36 protein-coding genes are annotated in these 22,703 nt (G+C 61.8%); 5 read left to right on the top strand and 31 right to left on the bottom strand.

Translation table 11 applies throughout. From position 1 onward, the window contains the following. The first annotated feature begins 34 nt into the window (after nt 1–34). Genes ATC00_RS10560 through ATC00_RS10570 form a run of 3 tightly spaced genes read left to right on the top strand, consistent with a single transcriptional unit; the run spans nt 35 to nt 2,470 of the window. Nucleotides 35–1,027: an RluA family pseudouridine synthase gene (locus ATC00_RS10560; protein ID WP_064252720.1), complete on the top strand. Its 993-nt coding sequence runs from the start codon at nt 35–37 to the stop codon at nt 1,025–1,027. Continuing rightward, nucleotides 1,027–1,692, top strand: a complete 666-nt coding sequence (locus tag ATC00_RS10565) for an HAD-IA family hydrolase (protein WP_064252721.1) — start codon at nt 1,027–1,029, stop codon at nt 1,690–1,692. The genes ATC00_RS10560 and ATC00_RS10565 overlap by 1 nt, the downstream gene beginning before the upstream one ends. Beyond that, entirely contained in the window at nt 1,685–2,470 is a 786-nt protein-coding gene (locus ATC00_RS10570) for an ATP12 family chaperone protein (protein WP_037383065.1), read from the top strand. The genes ATC00_RS10565 and ATC00_RS10570 overlap by 8 nt, the downstream gene beginning before the upstream one ends. Nucleotides 2,471–2,513: 43 nt before the next feature. Here ATC00_RS10570 and sugE read toward each other — a convergent pair whose 3' ends face one another. The 3 genes from sugE to ATC00_RS10585 all read right to left on the bottom strand — a co-directional run bounded on the left by sugE (nt 2,514) and on the right by ATC00_RS10585 (nt 5,685). Beyond that, on the bottom strand, nt 2,514–2,828 hold the full coding sequence (sugE, locus tag ATC00_RS10575) for a quaternary ammonium compound efflux SMR transporter SugE (RefSeq protein ID WP_037383063.1): 315 nt from the start codon (nt 2,826–2,828) through the stop codon (nt 2,514–2,516). A 161-nt stretch (nt 2,829–2,989) separates the two neighbouring features. Further along, nucleotides 2,990–4,300, bottom strand: a complete 1,311-nt coding sequence (locus tag ATC00_RS10580) for a replication-associated recombination protein A (RefSeq protein WP_037383062.1) — start codon at nt 4,298–4,300, stop codon at nt 2,990–2,992. Next, on the bottom strand, nt 4,297–5,685 hold the full coding sequence (locus ATC00_RS10585) for a DegQ family serine endoprotease (protein ID WP_064252722.1): 1,389 nt from the start codon (nt 5,683–5,685) through the stop codon (nt 4,297–4,299). The genes ATC00_RS10580 and ATC00_RS10585 overlap by 4 nt, the downstream gene beginning before the upstream one ends. Nucleotides 5,686–5,951: 266 nt before the next feature. On the opposite strand from ATC00_RS10585, the gene msrP reads away from it, so the two are divergent. Together msrP and msrQ are read left to right on the top strand one after the other, a co-directional pair. Beyond that, nucleotides 5,952–6,890: a protein-methionine-sulfoxide reductase catalytic subunit MsrP gene (gene msrP, locus ATC00_RS10590; protein WP_037383058.1), complete on the top strand. Its 939-nt coding sequence runs from the start codon at nt 5,952–5,954 to the stop codon at nt 6,888–6,890. A gap of 2 nt (nt 6,891–6,892) precedes the next feature. Then, nucleotides 6,893–7,555 (top strand): protein-methionine-sulfoxide reductase heme-binding subunit MsrQ, encoded by a 663-nt coding sequence (gene msrQ / locus ATC00_RS10595; protein ID WP_064252723.1) that lies wholly within the window; start codon nt 6,893–6,895, stop codon nt 7,553–7,555. Nucleotides 7,556–7,597: 42 nt separating this feature from the next. On the opposite strand, the gene rplQ is transcribed toward msrQ, so the two are convergent. The 28 genes from rplQ to ATC00_RS10735 form a co-directional block, all read right to left on the bottom strand. After that, nucleotides 7,598–8,023: a 50S ribosomal protein L17 gene (rplQ, locus tag ATC00_RS10600; protein ID WP_012707774.1), complete on the bottom strand. Its 426-nt coding sequence runs from the start codon at nt 8,021–8,023 to the stop codon at nt 7,598–7,600. A 44-nt stretch (nt 8,024–8,067) separates the two neighbouring features. Continuing rightward, nucleotides 8,068–9,078: a DNA-directed RNA polymerase subunit alpha gene (locus ATC00_RS10605; protein ID WP_012707773.1), complete on the bottom strand. Its 1,011-nt coding sequence runs from the start codon at nt 9,076–9,078 to the stop codon at nt 8,068–8,070. A 100-nt stretch (nt 9,079–9,178) separates the two neighbouring features. Beyond that, complete coding sequence (gene rpsK, locus ATC00_RS10610; protein WP_003536496.1) at nt 9,179–9,568, bottom strand: 30S ribosomal protein S11; 390 nt, start codon at nt 9,566–9,568, stop codon at nt 9,179–9,181. Nucleotides 9,569–9,797: 229 nt separating this feature from the next. Then, nucleotides 9,798–10,166 (bottom strand): 30S ribosomal protein S13, encoded by a 369-nt coding sequence (gene rpsM, locus ATC00_RS10615; protein ID WP_026617375.1) that lies wholly within the window; start codon nt 10,164–10,166, stop codon nt 9,798–9,800. Between the two features lie 232 nt (nt 10,167–10,398). Further along, nucleotides 10,399–10,977 (bottom strand): adenylate kinase, encoded by a 579-nt coding sequence (locus ATC00_RS10620; protein ID WP_037383053.1) that lies wholly within the window; start codon nt 10,975–10,977, stop codon nt 10,399–10,401. Then, complete coding sequence (gene secY / locus ATC00_RS10625; protein WP_064252724.1) at nt 10,974–12,314, bottom strand: preprotein translocase subunit SecY; 1,341 nt, start codon at nt 12,312–12,314, stop codon at nt 10,974–10,976. The genes ATC00_RS10620 and secY overlap by 4 nt, the downstream gene beginning before the upstream one ends. Nucleotides 12,315–12,551: 237 nt before the next feature. Then, the gene (gene rplO, locus ATC00_RS10630; RefSeq protein ID WP_037383049.1) at nt 12,552–13,025 is read right to left on the bottom strand and encodes a 50S ribosomal protein L15; all 474 of its coding nucleotides are present in this window, start codon (nt 13,023–13,025) and stop codon (nt 12,552–12,554) included. 13 nt (nt 13,026–13,038) lie between these two features. Beyond that, the gene (gene rpmD / locus ATC00_RS10635; protein ID WP_026617379.1) at nt 13,039–13,242 is read right to left on the bottom strand and encodes a 50S ribosomal protein L30; all 204 of its coding nucleotides are present in this window, start codon (nt 13,240–13,242) and stop codon (nt 13,039–13,041) included. 12 nt (nt 13,243–13,254) lie between these two features. Then, nucleotides 13,255–13,824, bottom strand: a complete 570-nt coding sequence (rpsE, locus tag ATC00_RS10640) for a 30S ribosomal protein S5 (RefSeq protein WP_012707768.1) — start codon at nt 13,822–13,824, stop codon at nt 13,255–13,257. Nucleotides 13,825–13,949: 125 nt separating this feature from the next. Further along, on the bottom strand, nt 13,950–14,312 hold the full coding sequence (gene rplR, locus ATC00_RS10645) for a 50S ribosomal protein L18 (RefSeq protein ID WP_037383041.1): 363 nt from the start codon (nt 14,310–14,312) through the stop codon (nt 13,950–13,952). A 12-nt stretch (nt 14,313–14,324) separates the two neighbouring features. Next, nucleotides 14,325–14,858 (bottom strand): 50S ribosomal protein L6, encoded by a 534-nt coding sequence (gene rplF / locus ATC00_RS10650; RefSeq protein WP_037383039.1) that lies wholly within the window; start codon nt 14,856–14,858, stop codon nt 14,325–14,327. 40 nt (nt 14,859–14,898) lie between these two features. Next, nucleotides 14,899–15,297 carry a 30S ribosomal protein S8 gene (gene rpsH, locus ATC00_RS10655; RefSeq protein ID WP_037383038.1) on the bottom strand — a complete coding sequence of 133 codons (399 nt, stop codon included), beginning with the start codon at nt 15,295–15,297 and terminating at the stop codon, nt 14,899–14,901. 12 nt (nt 15,298–15,309) lie between these two features. After that, the gene (rpsN, locus tag ATC00_RS10660) at nt 15,310–15,615 is read right to left on the bottom strand and encodes a 30S ribosomal protein S14 (RefSeq protein ID WP_037383037.1); all 306 of its coding nucleotides are present in this window, start codon (nt 15,613–15,615) and stop codon (nt 15,310–15,312) included. Nucleotides 15,616–15,649: 34 nt separating this feature from the next. Next, nucleotides 15,650–16,207, bottom strand: coding sequence for a 50S ribosomal protein L5 (gene rplE, locus ATC00_RS10665; RefSeq protein ID WP_018239492.1), 558 nt, complete (start codon nt 16,205–16,207; stop codon nt 15,650–15,652). Then, entirely contained in the window at nt 16,200–16,511 is a 312-nt protein-coding gene (gene rplX / locus ATC00_RS10670) for a 50S ribosomal protein L24 (RefSeq protein WP_018239491.1), read from the bottom strand. The genes rplE and rplX overlap by 8 nt, the downstream gene beginning before the upstream one ends. A gap of 14 nt (nt 16,512–16,525) precedes the next feature. Continuing rightward, nucleotides 16,526–16,894: a 50S ribosomal protein L14 gene (gene rplN / locus ATC00_RS10675; RefSeq protein WP_037383035.1), complete on the bottom strand. Its 369-nt coding sequence runs from the start codon at nt 16,892–16,894 to the stop codon at nt 16,526–16,528. Between the two features lie 178 nt (nt 16,895–17,072). Then, complete coding sequence (gene rpsQ, locus ATC00_RS10680; protein ID WP_018239490.1) at nt 17,073–17,309, bottom strand: 30S ribosomal protein S17; 237 nt, start codon at nt 17,307–17,309, stop codon at nt 17,073–17,075. 12 nt (nt 17,310–17,321) lie between these two features. Further along, nucleotides 17,322–17,522, bottom strand: coding sequence for a 50S ribosomal protein L29 (rpmC, locus tag ATC00_RS10685; RefSeq protein WP_011975176.1), 201 nt, complete (start codon nt 17,520–17,522; stop codon nt 17,322–17,324). A 12-nt stretch (nt 17,523–17,534) separates the two neighbouring features. After that, entirely contained in the window at nt 17,535–17,948 is a 414-nt protein-coding gene (gene rplP / locus ATC00_RS10690) for a 50S ribosomal protein L16 (RefSeq protein WP_003536531.1), read from the bottom strand. 38 nt (nt 17,949–17,986) lie between these two features. Next, nucleotides 17,987–18,700, bottom strand: coding sequence for a 30S ribosomal protein S3 (gene rpsC / locus ATC00_RS10695; protein ID WP_012707759.1), 714 nt, complete (start codon nt 18,698–18,700; stop codon nt 17,987–17,989). Beyond that, nucleotides 18,700–19,089 carry a 50S ribosomal protein L22 gene (gene rplV, locus ATC00_RS10700; RefSeq protein WP_012707758.1) on the bottom strand — a complete coding sequence of 130 codons (390 nt, stop codon included), beginning with the start codon at nt 19,087–19,089 and terminating at the stop codon, nt 18,700–18,702. The genes rpsC and rplV overlap by 1 nt, the downstream gene beginning before the upstream one ends. A gap of 2 nt (nt 19,090–19,091) precedes the next feature. Further along, the gene (rpsS, locus tag ATC00_RS10705) at nt 19,092–19,370 is read right to left on the bottom strand and encodes a 30S ribosomal protein S19 (RefSeq protein ID WP_018239488.1); all 279 of its coding nucleotides are present in this window, start codon (nt 19,368–19,370) and stop codon (nt 19,092–19,094) included. 15 nt (nt 19,371–19,385) lie between these two features. After that, entirely contained in the window at nt 19,386–20,222 is an 837-nt protein-coding gene (gene rplB / locus ATC00_RS10710) for a 50S ribosomal protein L2 (protein ID WP_064252725.1), read from the bottom strand. Nucleotides 20,223–20,265: 43 nt separating this feature from the next. Further along, the gene (locus ATC00_RS10715; RefSeq protein WP_012707756.1) at nt 20,266–20,559 is read right to left on the bottom strand and encodes a 50S ribosomal protein L23; all 294 of its coding nucleotides are present in this window, start codon (nt 20,557–20,559) and stop codon (nt 20,266–20,268) included. Then, nucleotides 20,556–21,176, bottom strand: coding sequence for a 50S ribosomal protein L4 (gene rplD, locus ATC00_RS10720; protein ID WP_037383029.1), 621 nt, complete (start codon nt 21,174–21,176; stop codon nt 20,556–20,558). The genes ATC00_RS10715 and rplD overlap by 4 nt, the downstream gene beginning before the upstream one ends. A 12-nt stretch (nt 21,177–21,188) precedes the next feature. Continuing rightward, nucleotides 21,189–21,875, bottom strand: coding sequence for a 50S ribosomal protein L3 (gene rplC / locus ATC00_RS10725; RefSeq protein ID WP_037383028.1), 687 nt, complete (start codon nt 21,873–21,875; stop codon nt 21,189–21,191). Between the two features lie 123 nt (nt 21,876–21,998). Beyond that, a complete protein-coding gene (gene rpsJ / locus ATC00_RS10730) occupies nt 21,999–22,307 on the bottom strand; it encodes a 30S ribosomal protein S10 (protein ID WP_003507767.1) in 309 nt (102 codons plus the stop codon). Between the two features lie 146 nt (nt 22,308–22,453). Then, the coding region (locus ATC00_RS10735) for an EF-Tu C-terminal domain-related protein (RefSeq protein ID WP_459550342.1) at nt 22,454–22,703 on the bottom strand (250 nt) is incomplete at its 5' end.

Raw genomic sequence — 22,703 nt, forward strand, 5'->3', positions numbered from 1 at the left:
CTTTCCTTGAAAAACTGGAAGCGGATCGCGGCAGATGGCAGGCATAGAACACAGACAGGTGGACGGTGACGAGGCGGGCATGCGCCTCGACCGCTGGTTCAAGGTGCATTATCCGGGCTTGGGCTTCGGCCCGTTGCAGAAGCTGCTGCGTTCCGGTCAGATCCGCGTCGACGGGGCGCGTGCAAAATCCGACACGCGCGTCCAGCCTGGCCAGACGATCCGCGTTCCGCCGCTTGGCGTCGACGCGAAGGAAACCAAATCGGGCCCGATCGGCGGGCGGGACCTGCGCCATTCCCCGGACGGAGAGCTTTTGTCGCGCATGGTGCTGCACGAGGACGCCAAGGTCATCGTGCTCAACAAGCCGGCGGGTCTGGCAGTCCAGGGCGGGTCCGGCGTCAGCAGGCACATCGACAAGATGCTCGAGGCCTGGACGAACCAGAAGGGCGAAAAGCCGCGCCTCGTCCATCGGCTGGACCGGGACACGTCCGGCGTGCTCGTCATCGCCCGGACCCGGGGTGCGGCACAGCAGCTGACGGCCGCCTTTCGCGAGCGCGACACCAGGAAGATCTACTGGTCGCTGGTCAAGGGCGTTCCGCGCAAGCGTGAGGACCGCGTTTCCACCTGGCTCGTCAAGGAACAGACGCCGGACGGCGACCGGATGCGGATCGCAAAGCATGGCGACGAAGGCGCCGACCATGCCATTTCCTACTATCGGATCATCGAGCAGGCCGGCCAGAATCTCGCCTGGCTGGAAATGGAACCCTATACCGGCCGCACACACCAGTTGCGCGTCCACGCCGCCCATATCGGCCATCCGATCATCGGCGACCCGAAATATTTCGAGGCGGACATCAACTGGACCTTCCCCGGCGGCATCCAGAACAGGCTGCACCTGCATGCCCGCTTTATCGACATCCCGCATCCGAACGGCGGACGCCTGAAGATCACGGCCCCCCTGCCGCCGCATATGGTGCAGAGCTGGAATCTGCTCGGCCTTGACGAGAACGCCGCCGGCGAGGACGAGTGATGAAGCTGGTGCTCTTCGACTGCGACGGCACGCTGGTCGACAGCGCCGGCCTCATCCATGAGGTCATGAGCCGTACCTTCGAGGCCTTCGATCTTCCCCGGCCGGAGGCCTTGGCGACGCGCGCAATCATCGGGCTGACGCTCGACATCGCTATCGCGAGGTTGCTCGGCCAGGAGCACATCGACCCGCGCGCCACCGCGATGACGACACATTACAAGGGCATCTTCAGCTCGGTGCGCGGCGAACAGGTCCATCAGGAAGCGTTGTTTCCCGGGATTGCCGAGATGGTGCAAGCCTTGGCCACCCGCGACCAGCTGTTGATTGGCGCCGTCACCGGAAAGTCGCGGCGAGGCCTCCAGCACATTGCCGCCACCCACGGCTTCGACAAGCTCTTCTTCGTCTCGCGAACGGCGGATGATTGCCCATCGAAGCCGCATCCGGCAATGGTGATGGAATGCTGTGCCGAGGCAGGCGTCGATCCGAAAGACACGATTGTCATCGGCGATGCGATCTACGATATGCAGATGGCGAAGGCGGCCGGGGCCGCTGCCCTCGGGGTATCGTGGGGCTATGCCAGCGTTCCGGCGCTGATCGAGGCCGGCGCCGACCACATCGCCCATGTACCGGCAGACATCATCGAATGGATGGGATTGAACCATGCCTGATATTCGCGACGAATTGAGCGGAGCACTCAGCCACGAGGATCCGGTGCGCCGCGCCCAGATCCAGATGCAAAAGCCGGTGGCAAAGCGTTTCTACAAAACCGTCGGCGTCGCCGATGCCGAGGGTGGCGGGCACGCTGTGCTTCTCGACGGGCGGCCCGTTCGCACGCCAGCAAAGCGACCCCTTGCCGTCCCGACGCTCAAGCTCGCCAATCTGCTGGCCGCCGAGTGGGACGCGCAAGTCGATATCATTGACCCTTCGGCCATGCCGCTAACCCGCATCGTCAACACCGCCATCGACGGCGTCGCCGTCGACCAGCGCGCAGTCTTCGACGACATCCTGCGGTTCGCCGGCACCGACCTTCTCTGCTATCGCGCCGACAACCCGACCGGACTTGTGGAACGGCAGAACGACATCTGGAACCCCGTTGTCGATTGGGCCGCCCATTCGCTCGGCGCCCGCTTCATTCTTGCCGAGGGCGTCATCCATCAGGAACAGCCGAAGGAGGCGATTTCCGCCTACGCAGAAGGCTTGCGCGCCTTTGCGACGCCGCTCGGCCTCGCCTGCCTGCACACGATCACCACGTTGACCGGATCGGCACTGCTTGCGCTTGCCTTCGGCATGGGCCGGCTCTCGGCCGACGAGGCCTGGAAGGCAGCCCATGTCGACGAGGACTGGCAGATCGAGCACTGGGGCACCGACGAAGAGGCATTCCAGCGCCGTGAAAACCGCTGGCAGGAAATGCAGGCGGCCACCGCGGTCCTCGACGCGCTGAGATAACGTCAGTTGGCGTCTGCTGTAACGGCAGACGCCTTACGCACGGTCATGCTGCCATTTTGAGGCCGGCAATGCCGGCGACGACCAGGCCGATGCAGCCGAGGCGCGCAACCGTCAGCGGCTCGGCGAAAAGGATGATTCCAAGCACGACGGTGCCGATCGTGCCAATCCCGGTCCAGACGGCATAGGCCGTGCCGAGCGGCAGCGATCGAACGGCAATTCCCAGCAAGACGACGCTCAGGATCATCGAACCGACCGTAAGCACGGTCGGCGTCAGCCGCGTGAATCCGTCGGTGTATTTAAGGCCGATTGCCCAGCCGATTTCGAGAAGTCCGGCGAGAAGCAGAGTGAACCAGGCCATTTGAGGCTCCTTCATCTGGAGCGAGGCCGTCCCCGCGGGTGTTCGGGCCGATCAGGATCGCGCCCGTGCAGCCGTCTGCAACTCGGGTCTCTGTGCCACAAAGCGCCGGAGCCAGCAAGCGGCTGGCCGGCAAAGCTGCTCTGCGCCGGCGGCACGGCTCGTCATGAGTTCCGTTCGCGGCGCAGCTTCGCCCACCATTCGAGCCGCTTGCGTATGTCCCGCTCGAAACCCCTCTCTGGAGGATCATAGAAGGTCCTGCGCCCCATCTTCTCGGGGAAATAGTCCTGGCCGGAAAAGGCATCGGGTTCGTCGTGATCGTAACGGTACCCCTCGCCGTAGCCCTCCCCCTTCATGAGCTTGGTGGGGGCGTTGAGAATATGCTTCGGCGGCAGCAGCGAGCCGTTTTCCTTGGCGGCGCGCATCGCCCCCTTGTAGGCCGTGTAGAGGGCGTTCGATTTCGGCGCGGTGGCGACATAGACGCAGGCTTGCGCCAGCGCCAGTTCCCCTTCTGGCGAACCGAGATAGTCATAGGCGTCCTTGGCGGCGTTGCAGATCACCAGCGCCTGCGGATCGGCAAGGCCGATATCCTCGACCGCCATGCGCACCAGCCGCCTGCCGATATACAAAGGATCCTCGCCCGCATCGAACATCCGGCAGAGATAATAGAGCGCCGCATCCGGATCGGATCCGCGAACCGACTTGTGAAGCGCAGAAATCAGATTGTAGTGGCCGTCCTGGCCCTTGTCGTAAACCGGCGCGCGCCGCTGGACGATTTCGCGCAGCGCATCGGCATCGAATATCTCGTCCTTGCGCGCCGCCCGCCAGACCTCCTCGGCCAACGTTAGCACCGCCCGGCCGTCGCCATCAGCCATGCGGATCAGGCTCGCACGGGCGTCTTCATCAAGCGGCAGCGGCTTGCCCTCGGCCTGCTCGGCGCGCTTCAGGAGTTCCTCGAGGCTTGCCTCGTCATGCGGCTTGAACGTCAGCACCCGCGCCCGCGACAGGAGCGCGGCGTTGAGTTCAAAGGACGGATTCTCCGTGGTGGCGCCCACCAGAATGACCGTCCCGTCTTCCATGACCGGCAGGAAACTGTCCTGCTGGGCGCGGTTGAAGCGATGGATCTCATCGACGAAGAGCAAGGTCTGCCGTCCCGACATGCGCCGGGCGCGGGCCGATTCGAAAACCTTCTTGAGGTCGGCGACACCGGAAAAGATCGCCGAGATCTGCTCGAAGGCGAGACCGGCCTCCCCCGAAAGCAGCCGCGCCACGGTGGTCTTGCCGGTGCCCGGCGGTCCCCAGAAAATCATCGAACCGAGCGAGCCTGAGGCGATCATCCGCGTCAGGGCGCCGTCCGCCCCCGTCAGGTGCTCCTGCCCGGTCACTTCGGCGAGCGTGCGCGGCCGCAGCCGATCGGCCAGCGGTCTTGCCGAGGCCATCTCCGGCGGTTCAATGGGGGAGAAGAGGTCGCTCATCGGAAGAACTGTCTGATAAGCTGGCCGTCGCGCTCGATCTCGACGCGCCAGAACGAGGCGTCTTCGGCAACGACGCCTTGCAGCGTTTTCGAGTTGTCGATCGGCGTTCCATTCACGGAGCGTACGATATCTTTCGGCTCGAGGCCAATGCGCGCCGCCGGCGAGCCGCGATTAACCTCGGTCACGACGACCCCCTTGAGTGACGTCGGTATCCGCAGTTCGTCCGCAAGGCGCGGCGAAAGATTGGCGACGACGGCGCCGGCAAAGGGGTTCCGTCCCTCGATCAGCCGTTCGTCGCGTGGCGCGGTTTCCGGCGCCTGCTCCAGCTTCAGGGTGATATCGTGCGTTTCGCCGTGTTCGGTCACCGTCACGCGCGCTTCATGGCCGATGCCGACAGTCGTCAATCGGTAGCCGAGGGCATCCGGATGCTCCACCGAGATACCGTTGACAGCTGTCACCACCTGCCCCGGCTTCATGCCGGCATTTGCCGCCGGGCCGTCCGACTGGACGGCGGTCACCAGGGCACCGCGGGCGCGATCGAGGCCAAGCGCCTCGGCGACATCGGAGGTGACCGGCTCGAAGGTGGCGCCGACGAAGGGACGGACGAAGGAACCGCCGCCGCCCTCCGCGGAAGCGACGAAGACCTTGACCAGATTTGCGGGAATGGCGAACCCCACGCCGTTCGAGCCGCCGCCCCGCGAAAAGATCGCGGTGTTGATGCCGATCAGTTCACCCTTCATGTTGATCAGTCCACCGCCGGAATTTCCCGGATTGATCGCCGCGTCGGTCTGGATGAAGAAACCGAAATCTCCGTTGGAGATCTGGTTGCGGGCTAGCGCCGAAACGATACCGCTCGTCACCGTCTGCCCGACCCCGAACGGATTGCCCATCGCCAGCACCAGGTCGCCAACCTCGACCGCGTCCGAATCACCGATCGGGATGATGTCGAAAGGACCATCTGCTTCGATCTTTAGGACCGCGAGATCGAGGCGATCGTCCTTGAGGACGATCTTGCACGGATACTCACGCCCGTCGGCGAGCGCCACCTTGATGTCGTCCGCCCCCTCGATGACGTGATTGTTGGTAACGACGATGCCGTCGCGACGGACGATTACGCCCGAGCCGAGCGACGATTGCTTCTCCGTGCGATTCGGCATGCGCTGGCCGAAGAACTCCTCAAAGAAGGGATCGACCGATCGCCGCTCGACGACCCGCTCGGCATAGACATTCGCCACGGCATTCGCCGTCTGCTTGACCAGCGGCGCGAAGGAGAGCTGCATTTCCGTGTGGGATTGGGGGACGGTCCTGGCGTCCTGCGCTACGGCCGGTGCCGACATGGCAATCGCAAGAACAAGAGCCGGCAGGGCTCGACGGCCAAAAATCATGAAGCATTCTCCCTTTCATTGCCGCTAGTTCAGATAGGATTTCGCAACAAAAAAGGCAAACGCGAGGCTGCCGCTCGGTGACGAAGCACGCTCGCGATTCAAGCCGTTTTTTCAGGCGTCTGCCGCGGCCATTTCATGAAAATCATCGCGGCGCCTCGCCCGCTCACGCGCCGTGCACGAAAACGTGGTCTCCCCCATCTTTTCCGGTGATCGAATCTCTGGTCATCTGGCCGAGATCAGCTTTCGATCCCTGTCGAGGAAGCACCATGCCTGCCTACCGTCCGCCGCGGATCGCCGCGTCCGAAATCACCCCGGAGCCGTTCTTTCTCGATCGCCGCCGCTTTCTCGCCGCCGCAGGCGGCCTCGTTCTCGGCGGGGCCGGCGTGGCCGATGCGGCGGAACTCAAGGCTTCGGGCAGTCGTTACAAGGTCGAGGAGACCCTGACGCCCGAAAAGGACGTGACCACCTACAACAATTTCTACGAGTTCGGCACGGGAAAGGGCGACCCCGCCGCCAATTCGGGCGGCTTCAAGCCGGCGCCCTGGCGGGTGAAGGTCGACGGTCTCGTCGGCAAGCCGCGGGAGTTCGGCCTCGAAGAACTGCTGGCCCTTCCGCTTGAAGAGCGTACCTACCGAATGCGCTGCGTCGAAGCCTGGTCGATGGTGATCCCCTGGGTCGGCTTTCCGCTGGCGAGCCTCCTCGACAAGGTCGAACCGCTCGGCAGCGCGAAGTACGTCGCATTCGAAACGGTGGTGCGGCCTGAGGAGATGCCCGGCCAATCCGGTTACTTCCAGCCGCTGCCCTGGCCCTATCGCGAGGGATTGCGGCTCGATGAAGCACGCCACCCTCTGACGATCCTCTCCGTCGGCCTTTATGGCAAGACATTGCCGAACCAGAACGGTGCCCCCATACGGCTGGTGGTCCCGTGGAAATACGGTTTCAAGGGAATCAAGTCGATCGTCCGCATTTCGCTCACCGACACGCCGCCGCCCTGCACCTGGAACCTCGCCGCGCCGGACGAATACGGCTTCTATGCCAATGTGAACCCGGCGGTCGATCACCCGCGCTGGAGCCAGGCAACGGAAAACCGGATCGGCGAAGGCGGCTTCTTCGGCTCCAATCGTCGCGACACGCTCGCCTTCAACGGCTACGCCGACGACGTCGCGGGGCTGTATTCCGACATGGACCTCAGGGTAAACTTCTGACCATGGCCCTCGTACCCGCCTTGCCCAAGCGCTTTCATGGCCCCTCCGTCTGGGCGCTCTACGCGCTCGGCCTCATTCCAGCGGCATGGGCCTTCTATCTCGGTGCGACCGGCCGGTTGCCGGGTAATGCCGTAAAGGAATTCGAGCACCTGCTTGGTCTCTGGGCGCTGCGCTTCCTCGTGGCGACGCTGACGATCACGCCGCTGCGCGATCTCTTCGGCCTGAACTGGCTAAGGTACCGCCGCGCCCTCGGTTTGCTCGCCTTTTACTACGTGCTGATGCACTTCACCGCCTATATGGTGCTCGACCAGATGCTGCGCATCCCGGCGATCGTCGCCGACATCGCCCGCCGCCCCTTCATAACCATCGGCATGGCGGCCTTGGTCATGCTGATCCCCTTGGCGCTCACCTCGAACAATTGGTCGATCCGCAAGCTCGGCCAGCGGTGGAACAAGCTGCACCGGCTCGCCTATGTGATCGCGGCCGCCGGCGCGCTGCATTTCGCCATGGCCGTCAAGGTGGTAGGGCCGGAGCAAATGCTCTACATCGTGCTCGTCACACTCTTGCTTGCCTGGCGGGCGGTGCGAACGCCGTTCCTGCGGTGGAAACGGCAACGGACGGCAGGGGCGCGATCTCATACTGCAACGCAAAAAGCGGCCGGGTGAAATCTCACCCGACCGCTTCAGATCATTTGGGAAGCTACCTTATCAGGCGGCTTCTGCTGCCTCCGCTTCGGCAGCGACGCGAGCGCGATCCTTGGCACCCTTGGCATCGACATCGCGGTCAACGAATTCGATGACAGCGAGCGGAGCATTGTCGCCCTGGCGGAAGCCCGCCTTCATGATGCGCAGGTAGCCGCCGTTGCGGGTGGCGTAGCGCGATGCGATGGCGTCGAACAGCTTCGAGACGACGGCAACGTCACGGATCTGCGAGATCGCCTGACGGCGGGCGTGCAGGTCGCCGCGCTTGCCGAGCGTGACGAGCTTTTCGACGATCGGACGGATTTCCTTGGCCTTCGGCAGGGTCGTGACGATCTGCTCGTGCTCGATCAGCGACGCTGCCATATTGGCAAACATCGCCTTGCGGTGGCTGGCGGTTCTATTCAGCTTGCGGCCGGCTTTACCGTGGCGCATGGCTATTCTCCTTTACTTGCAGACATCCGCCTGCAGTTTAACGGTTAGTATTGGTCTTCATAACGCTTGGCGAGATCTTCGATGTTCTCGGGCGGCCAGGACGGCACTTCCATGCCGAGGTGCAGGCCCATGGAAGCGAGAACTTCCTTGATCTCATTGAGCGACTTGCGACCAAAGTTCGGCGTCCGGAGCATTTCTGCTTCGGTCTTCTGAATGAGGTCGCCGATATAGACGATGTTGTCGTTCTTCAGGCAGTTGGCCGAACGGACGGAGAGTTCCAGTTCGTCGACCTTCTTGAGAAGCGCCGGGTTAAAGGCGAGTTCGGTGACTGCCTCTTCCTCGGCTTCCTTCTGCGGCTCGTCGAAGTTGACGAAGACCGACAGCTGGTCCTGAAGAATGCGGGCGGCAAACGCGATCGCGTCCTCGCCGGTGACGGAGCCGTCGGTCTCGATCGACATCGTCAGCTTGTCATAGTCGAGAACCTGACCTTCGCGGGTGTTCTCAACCTTGTAGGATACCTTCTTGACCGGCGAATAGAGGCTGTCGACCGGGATGAGACCGATCGGTGCATCTTCCGAACGGTTACGCTCAGCCGGCACGTAGCCCTTGCCGTTGTTGACGGTGAATTCCATGCGGATTTCCGCGCCCTCGTCGAGGGTGCAGATCACATGGTTCGGGTTGAGAATCTCGATGTCGCCAACCGTCTGGATGTCACCGGCCGTCACGACGCCCGGGCCCTGCTTGCGCACGACCATGCGCTTGGAATCGTCGCCATCCATCTTGATGGCGATTTCCTTGATGTTGAGCACGATATCCGTCACATCCTCCCGGACGCCCGGGATGGAGGAGAACTCGTGCAGCACGCCGTCGATCTGCACCGCGGTGACAGCAGCACCGCGCAGCGACGACAGAAGCACGCGACGAAGCGCGTTGCCGAGGGTCAGACCGAAGCCGCGCTCAAGCGGTTCCGCCACCAGCGTTGCCTTGGTGCGGCCGGAGGAGGTGAAATCCACCTTGTTCGGCTTGATCAGTTCCTGCCAATTTTTCTGGATCATGTTTTCTGCCTTCCGTTCGTTGCCACCATCCAATCGTGGCAACCGAGCCCCGAAGACCGGCAGAACGCTTCCGCGCCCTCACCGGAATCTTGAATAATGATCAGACGCGGCGCTTCTTGCGCGGACGGCAGCCATTGTGCGGGATCGGCGTCACGTCGCGGATCGACGTGATCATGAAGCCCGCGGCCTGCAGCGCGCGAAGGGCGGATTCACGACCGGAACCCGGTCCGCAAACTTCCACTTCCAGCGACTTCATGCCGTGTTCCTGAGCCTTCTTGGCGCAGTCTTCGGCGGCGATCTGAGCGGCAAACGGGGTTGACTTGCGCGAACCCTTGAAGCCCTTCGCACCGGCGGACGACCAGGCAATTGCATTGCCCTGCGCGTCGGTGATGGTGATCATCGTGTTGTTGAACGACGAATTGACGTGCGCGACGCCGGACGTGATGTTCTTGCGCTCGCGGCGGCGAACGCGGGTGGCTTCCTTGGCCATAGGATCCCTTTCTTAGATCTCTGCACCGCCGTAATTCCAGCGGCTCCACCGGGAAAAGGATTGGTCGTCCCCTGCCCTGCAATTTCGATATTCGCGGAACCGGTACGCCGGCTCCGCATCTGCTTCCCCGAACCGCGAACGGTCCGGCACAGGTCGGGCGCTCGCCCTTCCCAAACTGCAAAAGGAGGCCGGCGCGGACGCCAGCCTCCCGCTTTCCCTTTTCGGGAAATTACTTCTTCTTGCCGGCGATCGCCTTAGCCGGACCCTTGCGGGTGCGGGCATTGGTGTGCGTACGCTGGCCGCGCACCGGCAGACCGCGACGATGACGCAGGCCGCGGTAGCAGCCGAGGTCCATCAGGCGCTTGATGTTCATCGCCGTTTCGCGACGCAGGTCACCCTCGACCTGGTAATCGCGGTCGATGGTCTCGCGGATCTGAAGGACTTCGGCGTCCGTCAGCTGGTGCACGCGACGGTCAGCCGGAATGCCGACCTTCTCGGTGATTTCCTTCGCGAATTTCGGGCCGATCCCGTGAATGTAGGTCAGCGCGATGACGACGCGCTTTGCCGTCGGGATGTTGACGCCAGCGATACGTGCCACGTCTATTCTCCTTGCGTTCCAGTTGCCATCCGGCAATAGGTGCTTCGTTACGCGACCTTGAAGAGCCGCACGTTGATTGAGGTTCGAGACACGTCAAAAACGACCGTACCCGGACTTCATTGTTTTGAAGACCGCGCCGATCGCTTCTCATGTCGCGAGTTGACGCTGTCTTTGGAGGAATCACCCGGAAAAGTCAACTCCCCGGCGCTTCCATTTTGGCAAAGGCGACAGCCTATGCCAGAATCTTGTCGATCTCGGCGGTGACCGCTTCCACGTCCGCCATTCCGTCCACGGTCTTCAACTGACCGGTGCGGGCATAATGGTCCGAAAGCGGAGCTGTCTTCTCCCGGTATTCCATCAGGCGCTTCTTGAAGGCCTCCGGATTGTCGTCGGAGCGCACCGTGCCGCCGGCGGCAACGGTTTCCGCTACGCGATTCTCCATGCGCCGGACAAGCGCCGCCTCGTCGACCTTCAACTCGATGACGGCATTGAGTTTCAGGCCCTTGCGCTCGAGCATCCGATCGAGCGCAATCGCCTGCGGAACCGTGCGCGGATAGCCGTCGAGAATGAAGCCCTTGGCGCAGTCCGCTGCGTCGATGCGGTCGGAGACGATTTCATTGACGATCTCGTCGGAGACCAGCTGGCCGGCATCCATGACCGCCTTGGCACGCTTGCCGACCTCGGTCGCCTGGGCAACGGCGGCCCGGAGCATGTCCCCTGTGGAAAGCTGCGGGATGCCGTATTTCTCCGTCAGAAGCTTGGCCTGTGTACCCTTGCCAGCGCCCGGCGGTCCCAAAAAAATAAGTCTCATCGTCCCCTCTTTCCTCCGCGCAGCTTCGACTTCTTGATCAGCCCCTCATACTGCTGGGCAATGAGGTGACCCTGGATCTGTGCTACCGTATCAAGGGTGACGCTGACAACAATCAAAAGCGACGTACCACCAAGGTAGAACGGCACGCCGGTCTGCGAAATGAGGATTTCGGGCAGAATGCAGACGAAAATCAGGTAAATCGCACCGATTACAGTGATACGTGTCAGCACGTAGTCGATGTATTCGGCCGTGCGCTCACCGGGGCGAATCCCCGGAATGAAGCCACCATGCTTCTTCAGGTTGTCGGCCGTGTCCTTCGGATTGAAGACGATCGCCGTGTAGAAAAAAGCGAAGAAGGCGATCATCGCTCCGTAGAAGACCATGTAGAGCGGCTGGCCATGCGCCAGCGCCCCGACGATCGTGGTCGCCCAGCCGGGCAGCGTCGCAGCATTGGCGAAACCGGCAAGCGTCGCGGGCAGCAGGAGCAGCGACGAGGCGAAGATCGCCGGGATGACGCCCGACGTGTTGAGCTTCAGCGGCAGGTGCGACGTGTCGCCCTGGAACATGCGGTTGCCGACCTGGCGCTTCGGATACTGGATCAGCAAGCGGCGCTGGGCGCGCTCGACGAAGACGATCAGCGCAATGACCGCAACCACCATGACGATGATCGCCAGGATCAGCGGCGTCGAGAGCGCGCCGGTGCGGCCGAGTTCGAGGGTTCCGGCAAGCGCCGTCGGCAGATGGGCGACGATGCCGGCGAAGATGATCAGCGAAATGCCGTTGCCGATGCCGCGCGAGGTGATCTGCTCGCCGAGCCACATCAGGAACATCGTGCCGCCGAGCAGCGAAATAACCGTCGAAATCCGGAAGAACCAGCCCGGATCGTTGACGAGGCCGCTACCGCTCTCGAGACCGACGGCAATACCGTAGGCCTGCAAGGCGCCGAGCAGCACCGTGCCGTAGCGGGTATATTGGTTGATGACCTTGCGGCCCTGCTCACCCTCCTTCTTCAATTGCTCGAGCGCCGGGACGACCGAGGTCATCAGCTGCACGATGATCGAAGCGGAGATATAGGGCATGATGCCGAGCGCGAAGATCGCCATGCGCTCCACTGCACCGCCCGAGAACATGTTGAAGAGGCCGAGGATGCCACCGGCCTGGCCCTGGAAGGCCTGGGCGAACGCGGCCGGGTTGAGGCCGGGCAGCGGGATATAGGTGCCAAGACGGTAAACCAGAAGCGCACCGAGGGTGAACCAGAGCCGTTTCTTCAGATCTTCCGCCTTCGCGAAAGTCGAGAAATTCAGGTTCGAGGCGAGCTGTTCCGCTGCAGAAGCCATGCAATTCTCCGCGTACCAAGTCTCGGAAACAGCGGGAGAAACCCGGTCAGTTCCGGCAAGAGTAAGTCTTCGTCGTTGAAAACCGGGCGCGAGGCGATTGTCGCTGCAATCGGATGCCTCACCGTGGTTTCCGTTGTGTCCCGTCGCGGCAAGTGATTCGCCGCCCTCGGACGTGAGGCTCACATATGGGAGCAAAACCGCCCGGCGTGAAGCACCCCGGGCGGTTCATCAGTCATATTATTCCGCAGCGGCGGCTGCCAGCAGCTTCACCGAGCCGCCGGCCTTTTCGATCTTCTCGACGGCCGGCTTGGAAGCGCCGGCGACTTCGAGCGAAATCTTCGCCTTCAACTCGCCGTCGGCCAGGACGCGAACGCCATCCTTCTCGCGACGGATGACGCCGGCCGCCTTCAGGGCAGCCGCATCGACGGTCTTCGAAGCGTCGAGCTTCTTGGCATCGATTGCCGTCTGGATACGGCCGAGCGACACGACAACAAACTCCGAAGCGAATATGTTGTTGAAGCCGCGCTTCGGCAGGCGGCGGTAGATGGGCATCTGGCCGCCTTCAAAGCCGTTGATCGCCACGCCGGAACGGGCCTTCTGGCCCTTCACGCCGCGGCCGGCGGTCTTGCCGGAGCCCGAGCCGATACCGCGGCCAAGGCGCTTACGGTTCTTGGTGGCGCCTTCGTTGTCCTTGATCTCATTCAGTTTCATATCTCGATCCCCCTCACTTCTCGTCGACGACGCGAACGAGGTGCTGGACGGCCCGGATCATTCCGCGAACGGCCGGAGTGTCTTCCAGCGTGCGAACCCGGTGCATCTTGTTGAGGCCCAGACCGATGAGCGTTTGACGCTGCACGGCCGGACGGCGAATGGGGCTACCAATCTGCTCGACGGTAACCGTCTTCTTGGCAACTTCTTTCTTAGCCATCTGTCAGCTCCCTTATTCTTCGGAAGCAGCGCCGGCGGCAACGCGACGGGCCTGGAGCGTGGCGTATTTCATGCCGCGCTGTGCCGCGATGTCCTTCGGATGCATCTGGTTCTTGAGGGCGTCGAAGGTGGCGCGAACCATGTTGTAGGGGTTCGACGAACCGGTCGACTTGGCAACGACGTCGTGAACGCCAAGCGTTTCAAAGACGGCGCGCATCGGACCGCCGGCAATGATACCGGTACCGGCCTTAGCCGAGCGCAGCAGCACCTTGCCGGCGCCGTGACGGCCGTTGACGTCGTGATGCAGCGTGCGACCGCCGCGCAGCGGCACGAAGATCAGGTCGCGCTTGGCAGCTTCCGTTGCCTTGCGGATGGCTTCCGGCACTTCGCGTGCCTTGCCATGGCCGAAGCCAACGCGGCCCTTCTGGTCGCCGACGACGACGAGAGCAGCGAATCCGAAACGACGACCGCCCTTCACCACCTTGGCGACGCGGTTGATTGCGACGAGCTTATCGACAAATTCGCTGTCGCGCTCTTCGCGGTTCTGGCGATCTTCGCGAGAACCTCTTCTTTCTTGTGCCATTGTCCTCTTCCTTTTTCTTTTCCGGGTGCAATCGGCAGATTGACGAAAGTCGCCTCGTACAAGCCGAAGCGACCGGGGTAATGCGAGGCGGATCCGCCCGGACATCTCTGTCCGGGCAGTGAACGTTAGAAGTTCAGGCCGCCTTCGCGGGCTGCCTCGGCCAGCGCCTTGACGCGGCCGTGGTAGATGAAGGCGCCGCGATCAAAGACAACGTCCTTGACGCCGGCCTTCGAAGCGCGCTCGGCAAGGAGCTTGCCGACGGCTGTTGCGGCTGCCGTGTCCGCGCCGGTTTTCAACGACGACTTGAGATCTGCCTCGAGGGTCGAGGCAGCGGCAAGCGTCTTGCCGGCAACGTCATCGATGATCTGCGCATAGATGTTCTTCGACGAGCGATGAACCGACAGGCGCGGGCGGCCATTGGCGACCGCCTTGATTTGACGGCGCACGCGGCTGGCGCGACGCACAAGAGTATCTTTCCTGCTAGCCATTTCGCGTGATCCTTACTTCTTCTTGCCTTCTTTGCGGACAATCCGCTCGCCGGCATACTTGACGCCCTTGCCCTTGTAGGGCTCGGGGCCGCGGTATTCGCGGATTTCCGCGGCAACCTGGCCGACCTGCTGCTTGTTGATGCCGGTGACGACGATTTCCGTCGGCTTCGGCACAGCGATCGTGATGCCTTCCGGCGTCTCGTAGACGACGTCATGGCTGAAGCCGAGCGCCAGCTGCAGGTTCTTGCCCTGCATCGACGCGCGGTAGCCGACGCCGTTGATTTCGAGCTTGCGCTCGTAACCGTCCTTGACGCCCTTGAAGATGTTCTCGATCATCGTGCGGGACATGCCCCACTTTGCACGAGCATCCTTGGTTTCATTGAGCGGCTGAACGACAACCGCATTGTTTTCAAGCTTCACCGTGACTTCGTCGTTTGCGACGAAGAACAGTTCGCCCTTCGGGCCCTTTGCCGTCACCTTCTGGCCATCGACGTTAGCCGTGACGCCTGCCGGAACCTGAACGGGCTTCTTACCGATACGAGACATTGTTATACCTGTCTGTTCGCTATGGAGATCCTGCCCGGTCTTAGAAGACCGAGCAAAGAATCTCGCCACCAACATTCTGTTCGCGTGCCTGGTGATCGGCCATCACGCCCTTCGGGGTCGAAAGGATGGTGATGCCGAGGCCGTTCGCGACCTGCGGAATGGACTTGACCGAGACATAGACCCGGCGGCCCGGCTTGGAGACACGCGCGATCTCACGGATCACGGAAGCGCCTTCGTAGTATTTCAGTTCGATGTTCAGCTCGGCCTTGCCGTTGCCAAACTCGACTTCAGAGTATCCGCGGATGTAACCTTCGGACTGAAGGACATCCAGAACGCGTGCGCGGAGCTTGGAAGCCGGCGTCGAAACGCTCGACTTGCGGCGAGCAGCGCCGTTGCGGATACGGGTGAGCATATCGCCCAAAGGATCAGTCATTGCCATGTACCCGTCTCCTTACCAGCTCGACTTGACGACACCCGGCACCTTGCCGAGATTGCCCAGTTCGCGAAGCGCGATACGCGACATGCGAAGCTTGCGATAGTAGGCGCGCGGACGGCCGGTGACTTCGCAACGGTTGCGGATGCGGGTCTTCGACCCATCGCGCGGCAGCTCGGCCAGCTTGAGGGTGGCCTTGAACCGCTCTTCGATCGACAAAGACTGGTTCATGATGATTGCCTTGAGGGCCGCACGCTTCGCGGCTTGTCCGGCAACCAGTTTGCGGCGGCGCTTGTTCTTTTCAACTGCGCTCGTTTTCGCCATAACAGTTATCCTTCTTTACGCTTGTCGTTACGGATTACTGACGGAACGGGAAGTTGAACTCTGCAAGCAGAGCGCGCGCTTCGTCGTCGTTAGTTGCCGTCGTGCAAACGATGATGTCCATGCCCCACATCTGATCAACCTTGTCGTAGTTGATCTCAGGGAACACAATGTGCTCCTTGACGCCCATGGCGAAGTTGCCACGACCATCGAAGGACTTCGGATTGAGACCGCGGAAGTCGCGAACACGCGGAAGAGCGATGTTCACAAGACGATCCAGGAACTCATACATCCGAACGCCGCGCAGGGTAACCTTGGCACCAATCGGCATGCCTTCGCGCAGCTTGAAGCCGGCGATGGAGTTGCGCGCGCGGGTGATCACCGGCTTCTGGCCGGCAATCGCTGCGAGGTCGGCAGCAGCAACGGACGGCTTCTTGGAATCGCCGGTCGCTTCGCCAACACCCATGTTGATGACGATCTTGTCGAGACGCGGGATCTGCATTTCGTTGGCGTAGGAGAACTTCTCCTGCATCGCCTTGCGGATGCGCTCTACATATTCCTTCTTGAGCCGCGGCTCATAAGCGGTCTTAGCCATCGATCACTTCTCCCGAACGCTTGGCCACGCGGACCTTCTTGTCACCATCGATCTTGAAACCGACACGGGTCGGCTTGCCGTCCTTCGGGTCGGCGACAGCGATGTTCGAAAGGTGGATCGGGGCTTCCTTGTTGATGATGCCGGCTTCCTGGCTCTGGGTCTGGCGCTGGTGACGCTTCACCATATTGACGCCACGCACGACAGCCTTGTCTTCCTTCGGCATGACCTGGATGACTTCGCCGGAACGGCCCTTGTCCTTACCGGTGAGTACGACGACCTTGTCGCCTTTGCGAATCTTTTGCATCTCTCAACGCTCCCTTAGAGTACTTCCGGAGCCAGCGAGATGATCTTCATGTGGTTCTTGGCGCGAAGTTCGCGCGGAACCGGTCCGAAGATACGGGTGCCGATCGGCTCTTTCTTGTTATCGATAAGAACGGCTGCGTTGGTGTCGAAGCGGATGACGCTGCCATCTGCCCGGCGGATGTCCTTCGCGGTGCGAACGACAACTGCCTTCATGACATCACCCTTCTTCACGCGGCCGCGCGGAATGGCTTCCTTGATCGAAACGACGATGATGTCGCCGATCGACGCGTACTTGCGCTTGGAGCCGCCCAGCACCTTGATGCACATGACACGACGTGCGCCGGAATTATCCGCCACCTCGAGGTTTGTTTGCATCTGAATCATGTCAGGTCGCCTTCTTGTTGTTACCAGGCCGGTTGGGTCGAAACCCCCTCGCCCGGCTTATTGTGCTTATCTCAAAGCAAAAGAACGCCCGGACTCGAGCGTTCCTCTACTTCAATTGCGTGCTTCATACAGATATTTGCCTGGGACGCAAGGGTCTGACGGGCAAAACCTGCAGAAATCAAGCCTGGGCGGAGACGACCGTCCAGCGCTTGTCCTTCGAAATCGGCGCGCATTCCTCGATGGAAACAACGTCACCGACCTTGTACTGGTTGTTCTCGTCGTGAGCCTTGTACTTCTTCGAACGGCGAACGGTCTTCTGGAGGATCGGGTGCGCAAAGCGGCGCTCGACCCTGACGACGACGGTCTTGTCGTTCTTGTCGCTGACGACGGTGCCCTGCAGAATGCGTTTCGGCATTTTTTGTGGTCCTTAGGCCTTGGCTTCTGCCGCCTTCTGGCGGGCAATGGTTTTGATGCGTGCGATGTCCTTGCGGACTTCGTCAATACGCGAAGACTTCTCGAGCTGGCCGGTAGCCTTCTGGAAGCGCAGGTTGAACTGCTCCTTCTTCAGCTTGGCGAGCTCTTCCTTGAGTTGATCGGCGCTCAGAGCGCGAACATCTGCGGCTTTCATGAGCTTCACTCCTTACTCTGCGATACGCTGCACGAAGCGCGTCTTGACAGAGAGCTTGGCAGCGCCAAGACGAAGTGCCTCACGGGCGAGTTCTTCGTTGACACCATCGATCTCGAACATCATACGGCCGGGCTTGACCTTGCATGCCCAGTATTCAACCGAGCCCTTACCCTTACCCATGCGGACTTCAGTCGGCTTAGCGGTGACCGGCACGTCCGGGAACACGCGGATCCAGACGCGGCCGGCGCGCTTCATGTGGCGGGTGATCGCGCGGCGGGCCGCTTCGATCTCGCGCGCATTGACGCGGTTCGGTTCCTGAGCCTTCAGGCCGAATTCGCCGAAGGCAAGATCAGAACCGCCCTTGGCTACGCCCTTGATGCGGCCCTTGAATTGCTTGCGATACTTCGTACGCTTTGGCTGCAACATTTTTTTACTTCTCCGATATTGGCTGCCACGCGCGAATGTTACGCGTTTTCACGACGACGGTCGCGACCGCCACCGCCCTGGTTGTCACTCTCGGTCGCGCGGCGCTCGGAAGCCATCGGATCGTGCTCAAGGATTTCGCCCTTGAAGATCCAGACCTTGACGCCGCAGATGCCGAAAGCGGTTTCGGCTTCGGCCGTGCCGTAGTCGATGTCCGCACGCAGCGTGTGCAGCGGAACGCGACCTTCACGATACCATTCTGTCCGGGCGATTTCCGCGCCACCGAGGCGGCCTGCGCAGGTGATCTTGATGCCTTCGGCGCCGAGACGCATCGCCGACTGAACGGCGCGCTTCATCGCGCGGCGGAAAGCCACGCGGCGCTCGAGCTGCTGGGCGATCGACTGGGCGACCAGCGTTGCGTCGACTTCGGGCTTGCGCACTTCGACGATGTTGAGGTGCGTTTCCGAATTGGTCATTTCGGAAAGCTTCTTGCGAAGCTTCTCGATGTCGGCGCCCTTCTTGCCGATGATCAGACCCGGGCGAGCCGAATGGATCGTCACGCGGCACTTCTTGTGCGGACGCTCGATCACGACCTTGGCAATACCGGCGGCTTTCAGCTCTTCCATGAGGTAGGCGCGGATCTTCAGGTCTTCGTGCAGGAGCTGGCCGTATTCGGCGTTGTCAGCGAACCAACGGCTGTCCCACGTCCGGTTGATGCCGAGACGGAAACCGATCGGATTAATCTTCTGGCCCATTATGCGGCCTCCCCTTTGGCTTCCACTTCACGAACAACGATCGTCAAGTGCGAGAACGGCTTTTCGACGCGCGATGCACGGCCGCGACCACGGGCGTGGAAGCGCTTCATCACGATCGACTTGCCAACGTAAGCTTCCGCGACGATGAGCGAATCAACGTCGAGGTCGTGGTTGTTCTCGGCATTCGCGATCGCAGATTCAAGCGTCTTCTTGACGGTGCCTGCAATGCGCTTGCGGGAGAACTCGAGTTCGGCCAGAGCGCGATCGACCTTCTTGCCGCGGATCAGCGCGGCAACGAGGTTGAGCTTCTGGGGGCTGACGCGGATCGTGCGCGCAATGGCCTGCGCTTCATTATCCTTCAGCCGGCGTTCGGCTTTTGCCTTGCCCATTGTTACTTCCTCTTTGCCTTCTTGTCCGCGCCATGACCGTAATAGGTCCGGGTCGGAGAGAATTCACCAAACTTGTGGCCGACCATGTCTTCGTTGACGCTGACCGGGACGTGCTTGCTGCCGTTGTAGACACCGAAGGTGAGGCCGACAAACTGCGGAAGGATCGTGGAGCGGCGGCTCCAAATCTTGATCACTTCGTTACGACCGCCTTCGCGGACCTTCTCAGCCTTCTTGAGAAGATAACCGTCAACGAACGGACCTTTCCATACTGAACGAGTCATTCGAGACTTCCTCTCTTACTTCTTCTTCTGGTGCCGCGAGCGCATGATGAACTTGTCGGTCGACTTGTTGGAGCGCGTACGCTTGCCCTTCGTGGGCTTGCCCCACGGGGTAACCGGGTGGCGACCACCCGAGGTACGGCCTTCACCACCGCCGTGCGGATGGTCGACCGGGTTCATGACGACGCCGCGTACGTGCGGACGCTTGCCGCGCCAACGCGAACGGCCAGCCTTGCCATCATTGATGTTGCCGTGATCGGGGTTCGATACAGCACCGATCGAGGCAAGGCAAGAGCCGTGCACCAGGCGCTGCTCGCCCGAGTTCAGGCGAAGGATCGCCATGCCCTGGTCGCGGCCGACGAGCTGCGCGTAGGTTCCGGCGGAGCGGGCAATCTGGCCGCCCTTGCCCGGCCTCATTTCCACGTTGTGGATGATGGAGCCGACCGGAATGAACTGCAGCGGCATGGTGTTGCCGGGCTTGACGTCGACAGCCTTGTCGGAAGCGATGACCTTGTCACCGGCGGCAAGACGCTGCGGCGCCAGGATATAGGCCTGTTCGCCGTCGGCATAGTTGACGAGCGCGATGAAGGCGGTGCGGTTCGGGTCGTATTCGAGACGCTCGACCGTGCCCTCGACGTCGAACTTGCGACGCTTGAAGTCGACCAGACGGTAGGACCGCTTGTGACCGCCGCCCTGGAAGCGGACGGTGATGCGGCCGAGGTTGTTGCGACCGCCCTTGGAGGACAGGCCCTCGGTCAGCGCCTTGACCGGCTTGCCCTTGTAGAGGCCAGCGCGGTCCACGATGACCAGCTGGCGCTGGCTCGGCGTCGTCGGATTGAAACTTTTCAATGCCATTTTCTTGTTCCCTTTTGGGTTTTTACCCTAATGGGCCTATCCGTTAGAGACCGGTCGAGACGTCGATGGACTGACCTTCGGCGAGCGTGATGATCGCCTTCTTGACGTCCTTCTGCTTTCCGGCGAAGCCGCGGAAGCGCTTCAGCTTACCCTTGCGGACGAGCGTGTTGACGGCCGTGACCTTGACGCCGAACAGGGCTTCGACTGCAGCCTTGATCTCAGGCTTCGAAGCGCCCTTGGCGACGTTGAAGACGACCTGGTTCTGTTCGGAAACCAGCGTCGACTTTTCGGTGATCGAGGGAGACACGATCACGTCGTAGTGGCGAAGATCCGTCATTTGAACCGCTCCTCCAGAGCTTCCACAGCAGCCTTGGAAAGCACCAGCTTGCCACGGCGCAGAATGTCGTAAACGTTGATGCCCTGGACCGGCAGAACGTCCACGTTCGGGATGTTCTGGGCTGCGAGCTTGAAGTTGTTCTCGATCTCGGCGCCGCCGATGATCAGAGCGTTGGTGAGGCCGAGCGAGGCGAACGCGCCGGCGAGCGCCTTCGTCTTTGCTTCGTTGGCGACGAGATCGTCGAGGACGATGATCTCTTCTGCCTTCAGCTTGGCCGACAGCGCGTGGCGCAGGCCGAGCGCCCGGACCTTCTTCGGCAGGTCGTGCTCATGGCTGCGGACGACCGGGCCGTGAGCCTTGCCACCGCCGCGGAACTGCGGAGCACGAGCGGAGTGGTGGCGGGCGCGGCCCGTACCCTTCTGCTTGTACATCTTGGCGCCGGTGCGCGCGACTTCGGCGCGGCCCTTGGCCTTGTGCGTGCCCTGCTGGCGCTTGGCAAGCTGCCAGCGGACGACGCGGGCGATGATGTCTTCACGGGGTTCGAGGCCGAAAATGGCGTCAGAAAGGGAAACCTTTCCCGCGTCCTTGCCCTCGAGGGTTTTGACGGTGAGATCCATTATTCGGCTCCCTTACTTCTGTTCTGCGGCGCGCACAGCGGCCGGGCGCGGTGCGCCTTCCGGAGTGCCCGACTTGATTGCGTCGCGAACGACGATCCATGCGCCCTTGGAGCCGGGGACGGCACCCTTGACCAGGATCAGGCCGCGATCTTCGTCGGTCGATACGACTTCGAGGTTCTGCGTGGTGACGCGCGTCTGGCCCATGTGACCAGCCATGCGCTTGCCCTTCCAGACGCGGCCCGGATCCTGGTTGGAACCGGTCGAACCATGCGAGCGGTGCGATACCGATACACCGTGCGTGGCGCGCAGACCGCCGAAGTTATGACGCTTGATGGCGCCTGCAAAGCCCTTACCGATCGTCGTGCCGGTGACGTCCACCAGCTGGCCGGCGACGAAATGGCCGGCCGTCAGTTCGGCGCCAATGTCGATCAGGTTGTCAGCGGTGACGCGGAACTCGACGAGCTTCGCCTTGGGCTCAACGCTCGCAGCGGCGAAATGGCCGCGCAGAGCCTTCGTCGTGTTCTTCACCTTGGAACGGCCGGCACCCAGCTGAACTGCGGTGTAGCCGTTCTTTTCTTCGGTGCGGTGGGCCACTACCTGGCAGTTCTCCAGCCGCAAAACTGTTACCGGGATATGCTCGCCGGCGTCGTTGTAGACGCGGGTCATTCCCACTTTCTGTGCAATCACACCTGAACGCATCGGTTCACGCCTCTTGTTAAGGGTTCCCGTCGGGTGCTTCCGCACCTTCCGGTTTCCTGTTCCTGGAAGCCGTTGGAGAAACTCCACGTACCTTCCTTGTTATTTCGGCTTGCGCCGGGATTCTTAGAGCTTGATCTCGACGTCGACGCCGGCGGCCAGATCGAGCTTCATCAGCGCATCAACCGTCTGCGGGGTCGGATCAACGATATCGAGAAGACGCTTGTGGGTGCGCATCTCGAACTGTTCGCGGCTCTTCTTGTCGACGTGCGGCGACCGGTTGACCGTGAATTTCTCAATCCGGGTCGGAAGCGGCACGGGCCCGCGCACACTCGCACCGGTGCGCTTGGCCGTCGACACGATTTCGCGCGTGGAGGCATCGAGGATCCGGTGATCAAACGCCTTGAGGCGGATGCGGATATTCTGGCCGTTCATTCGACTTGTCCTTGCTCGTGTTTCCCGTGTGCCTTTCGACGGCACACACTTAAACTTCTGAATTCGTTCGCTTAGCCGCTTCTTTCAAAAATCGCAGGGACATGGGCGACCATGTCCCTGCCGAAACGGCTCAAGCCGCTTTGTCGTTACTCGACGATGGAGGCGACGATGCCGGCGCCGACGGTGCGGCCGCCTTCACGGATAGCGAAGCGCAGCTTCTCTTCCATGGCGATCGGCACGATCAGCTCGACGTCGACCGTAACGTTGTCGCCCGGCATCACCATTTCGGTGCCTTCCGGCAGCGTCACGATGCCGGTCACGTCCGTCGTGCGGAAGTAGAACTGCGGGCGGTAGTTGGTGAAGAACGGCGTATGACGGCCGCCTTCTTCCTTCGTC

Source organism: Sinorhizobium americanum (assembly GCF_001651855.1).
Classification (GTDB): Bacteria; Pseudomonadota; Alphaproteobacteria; order Rhizobiales; family Rhizobiaceae; genus Sinorhizobium; species Sinorhizobium americanum.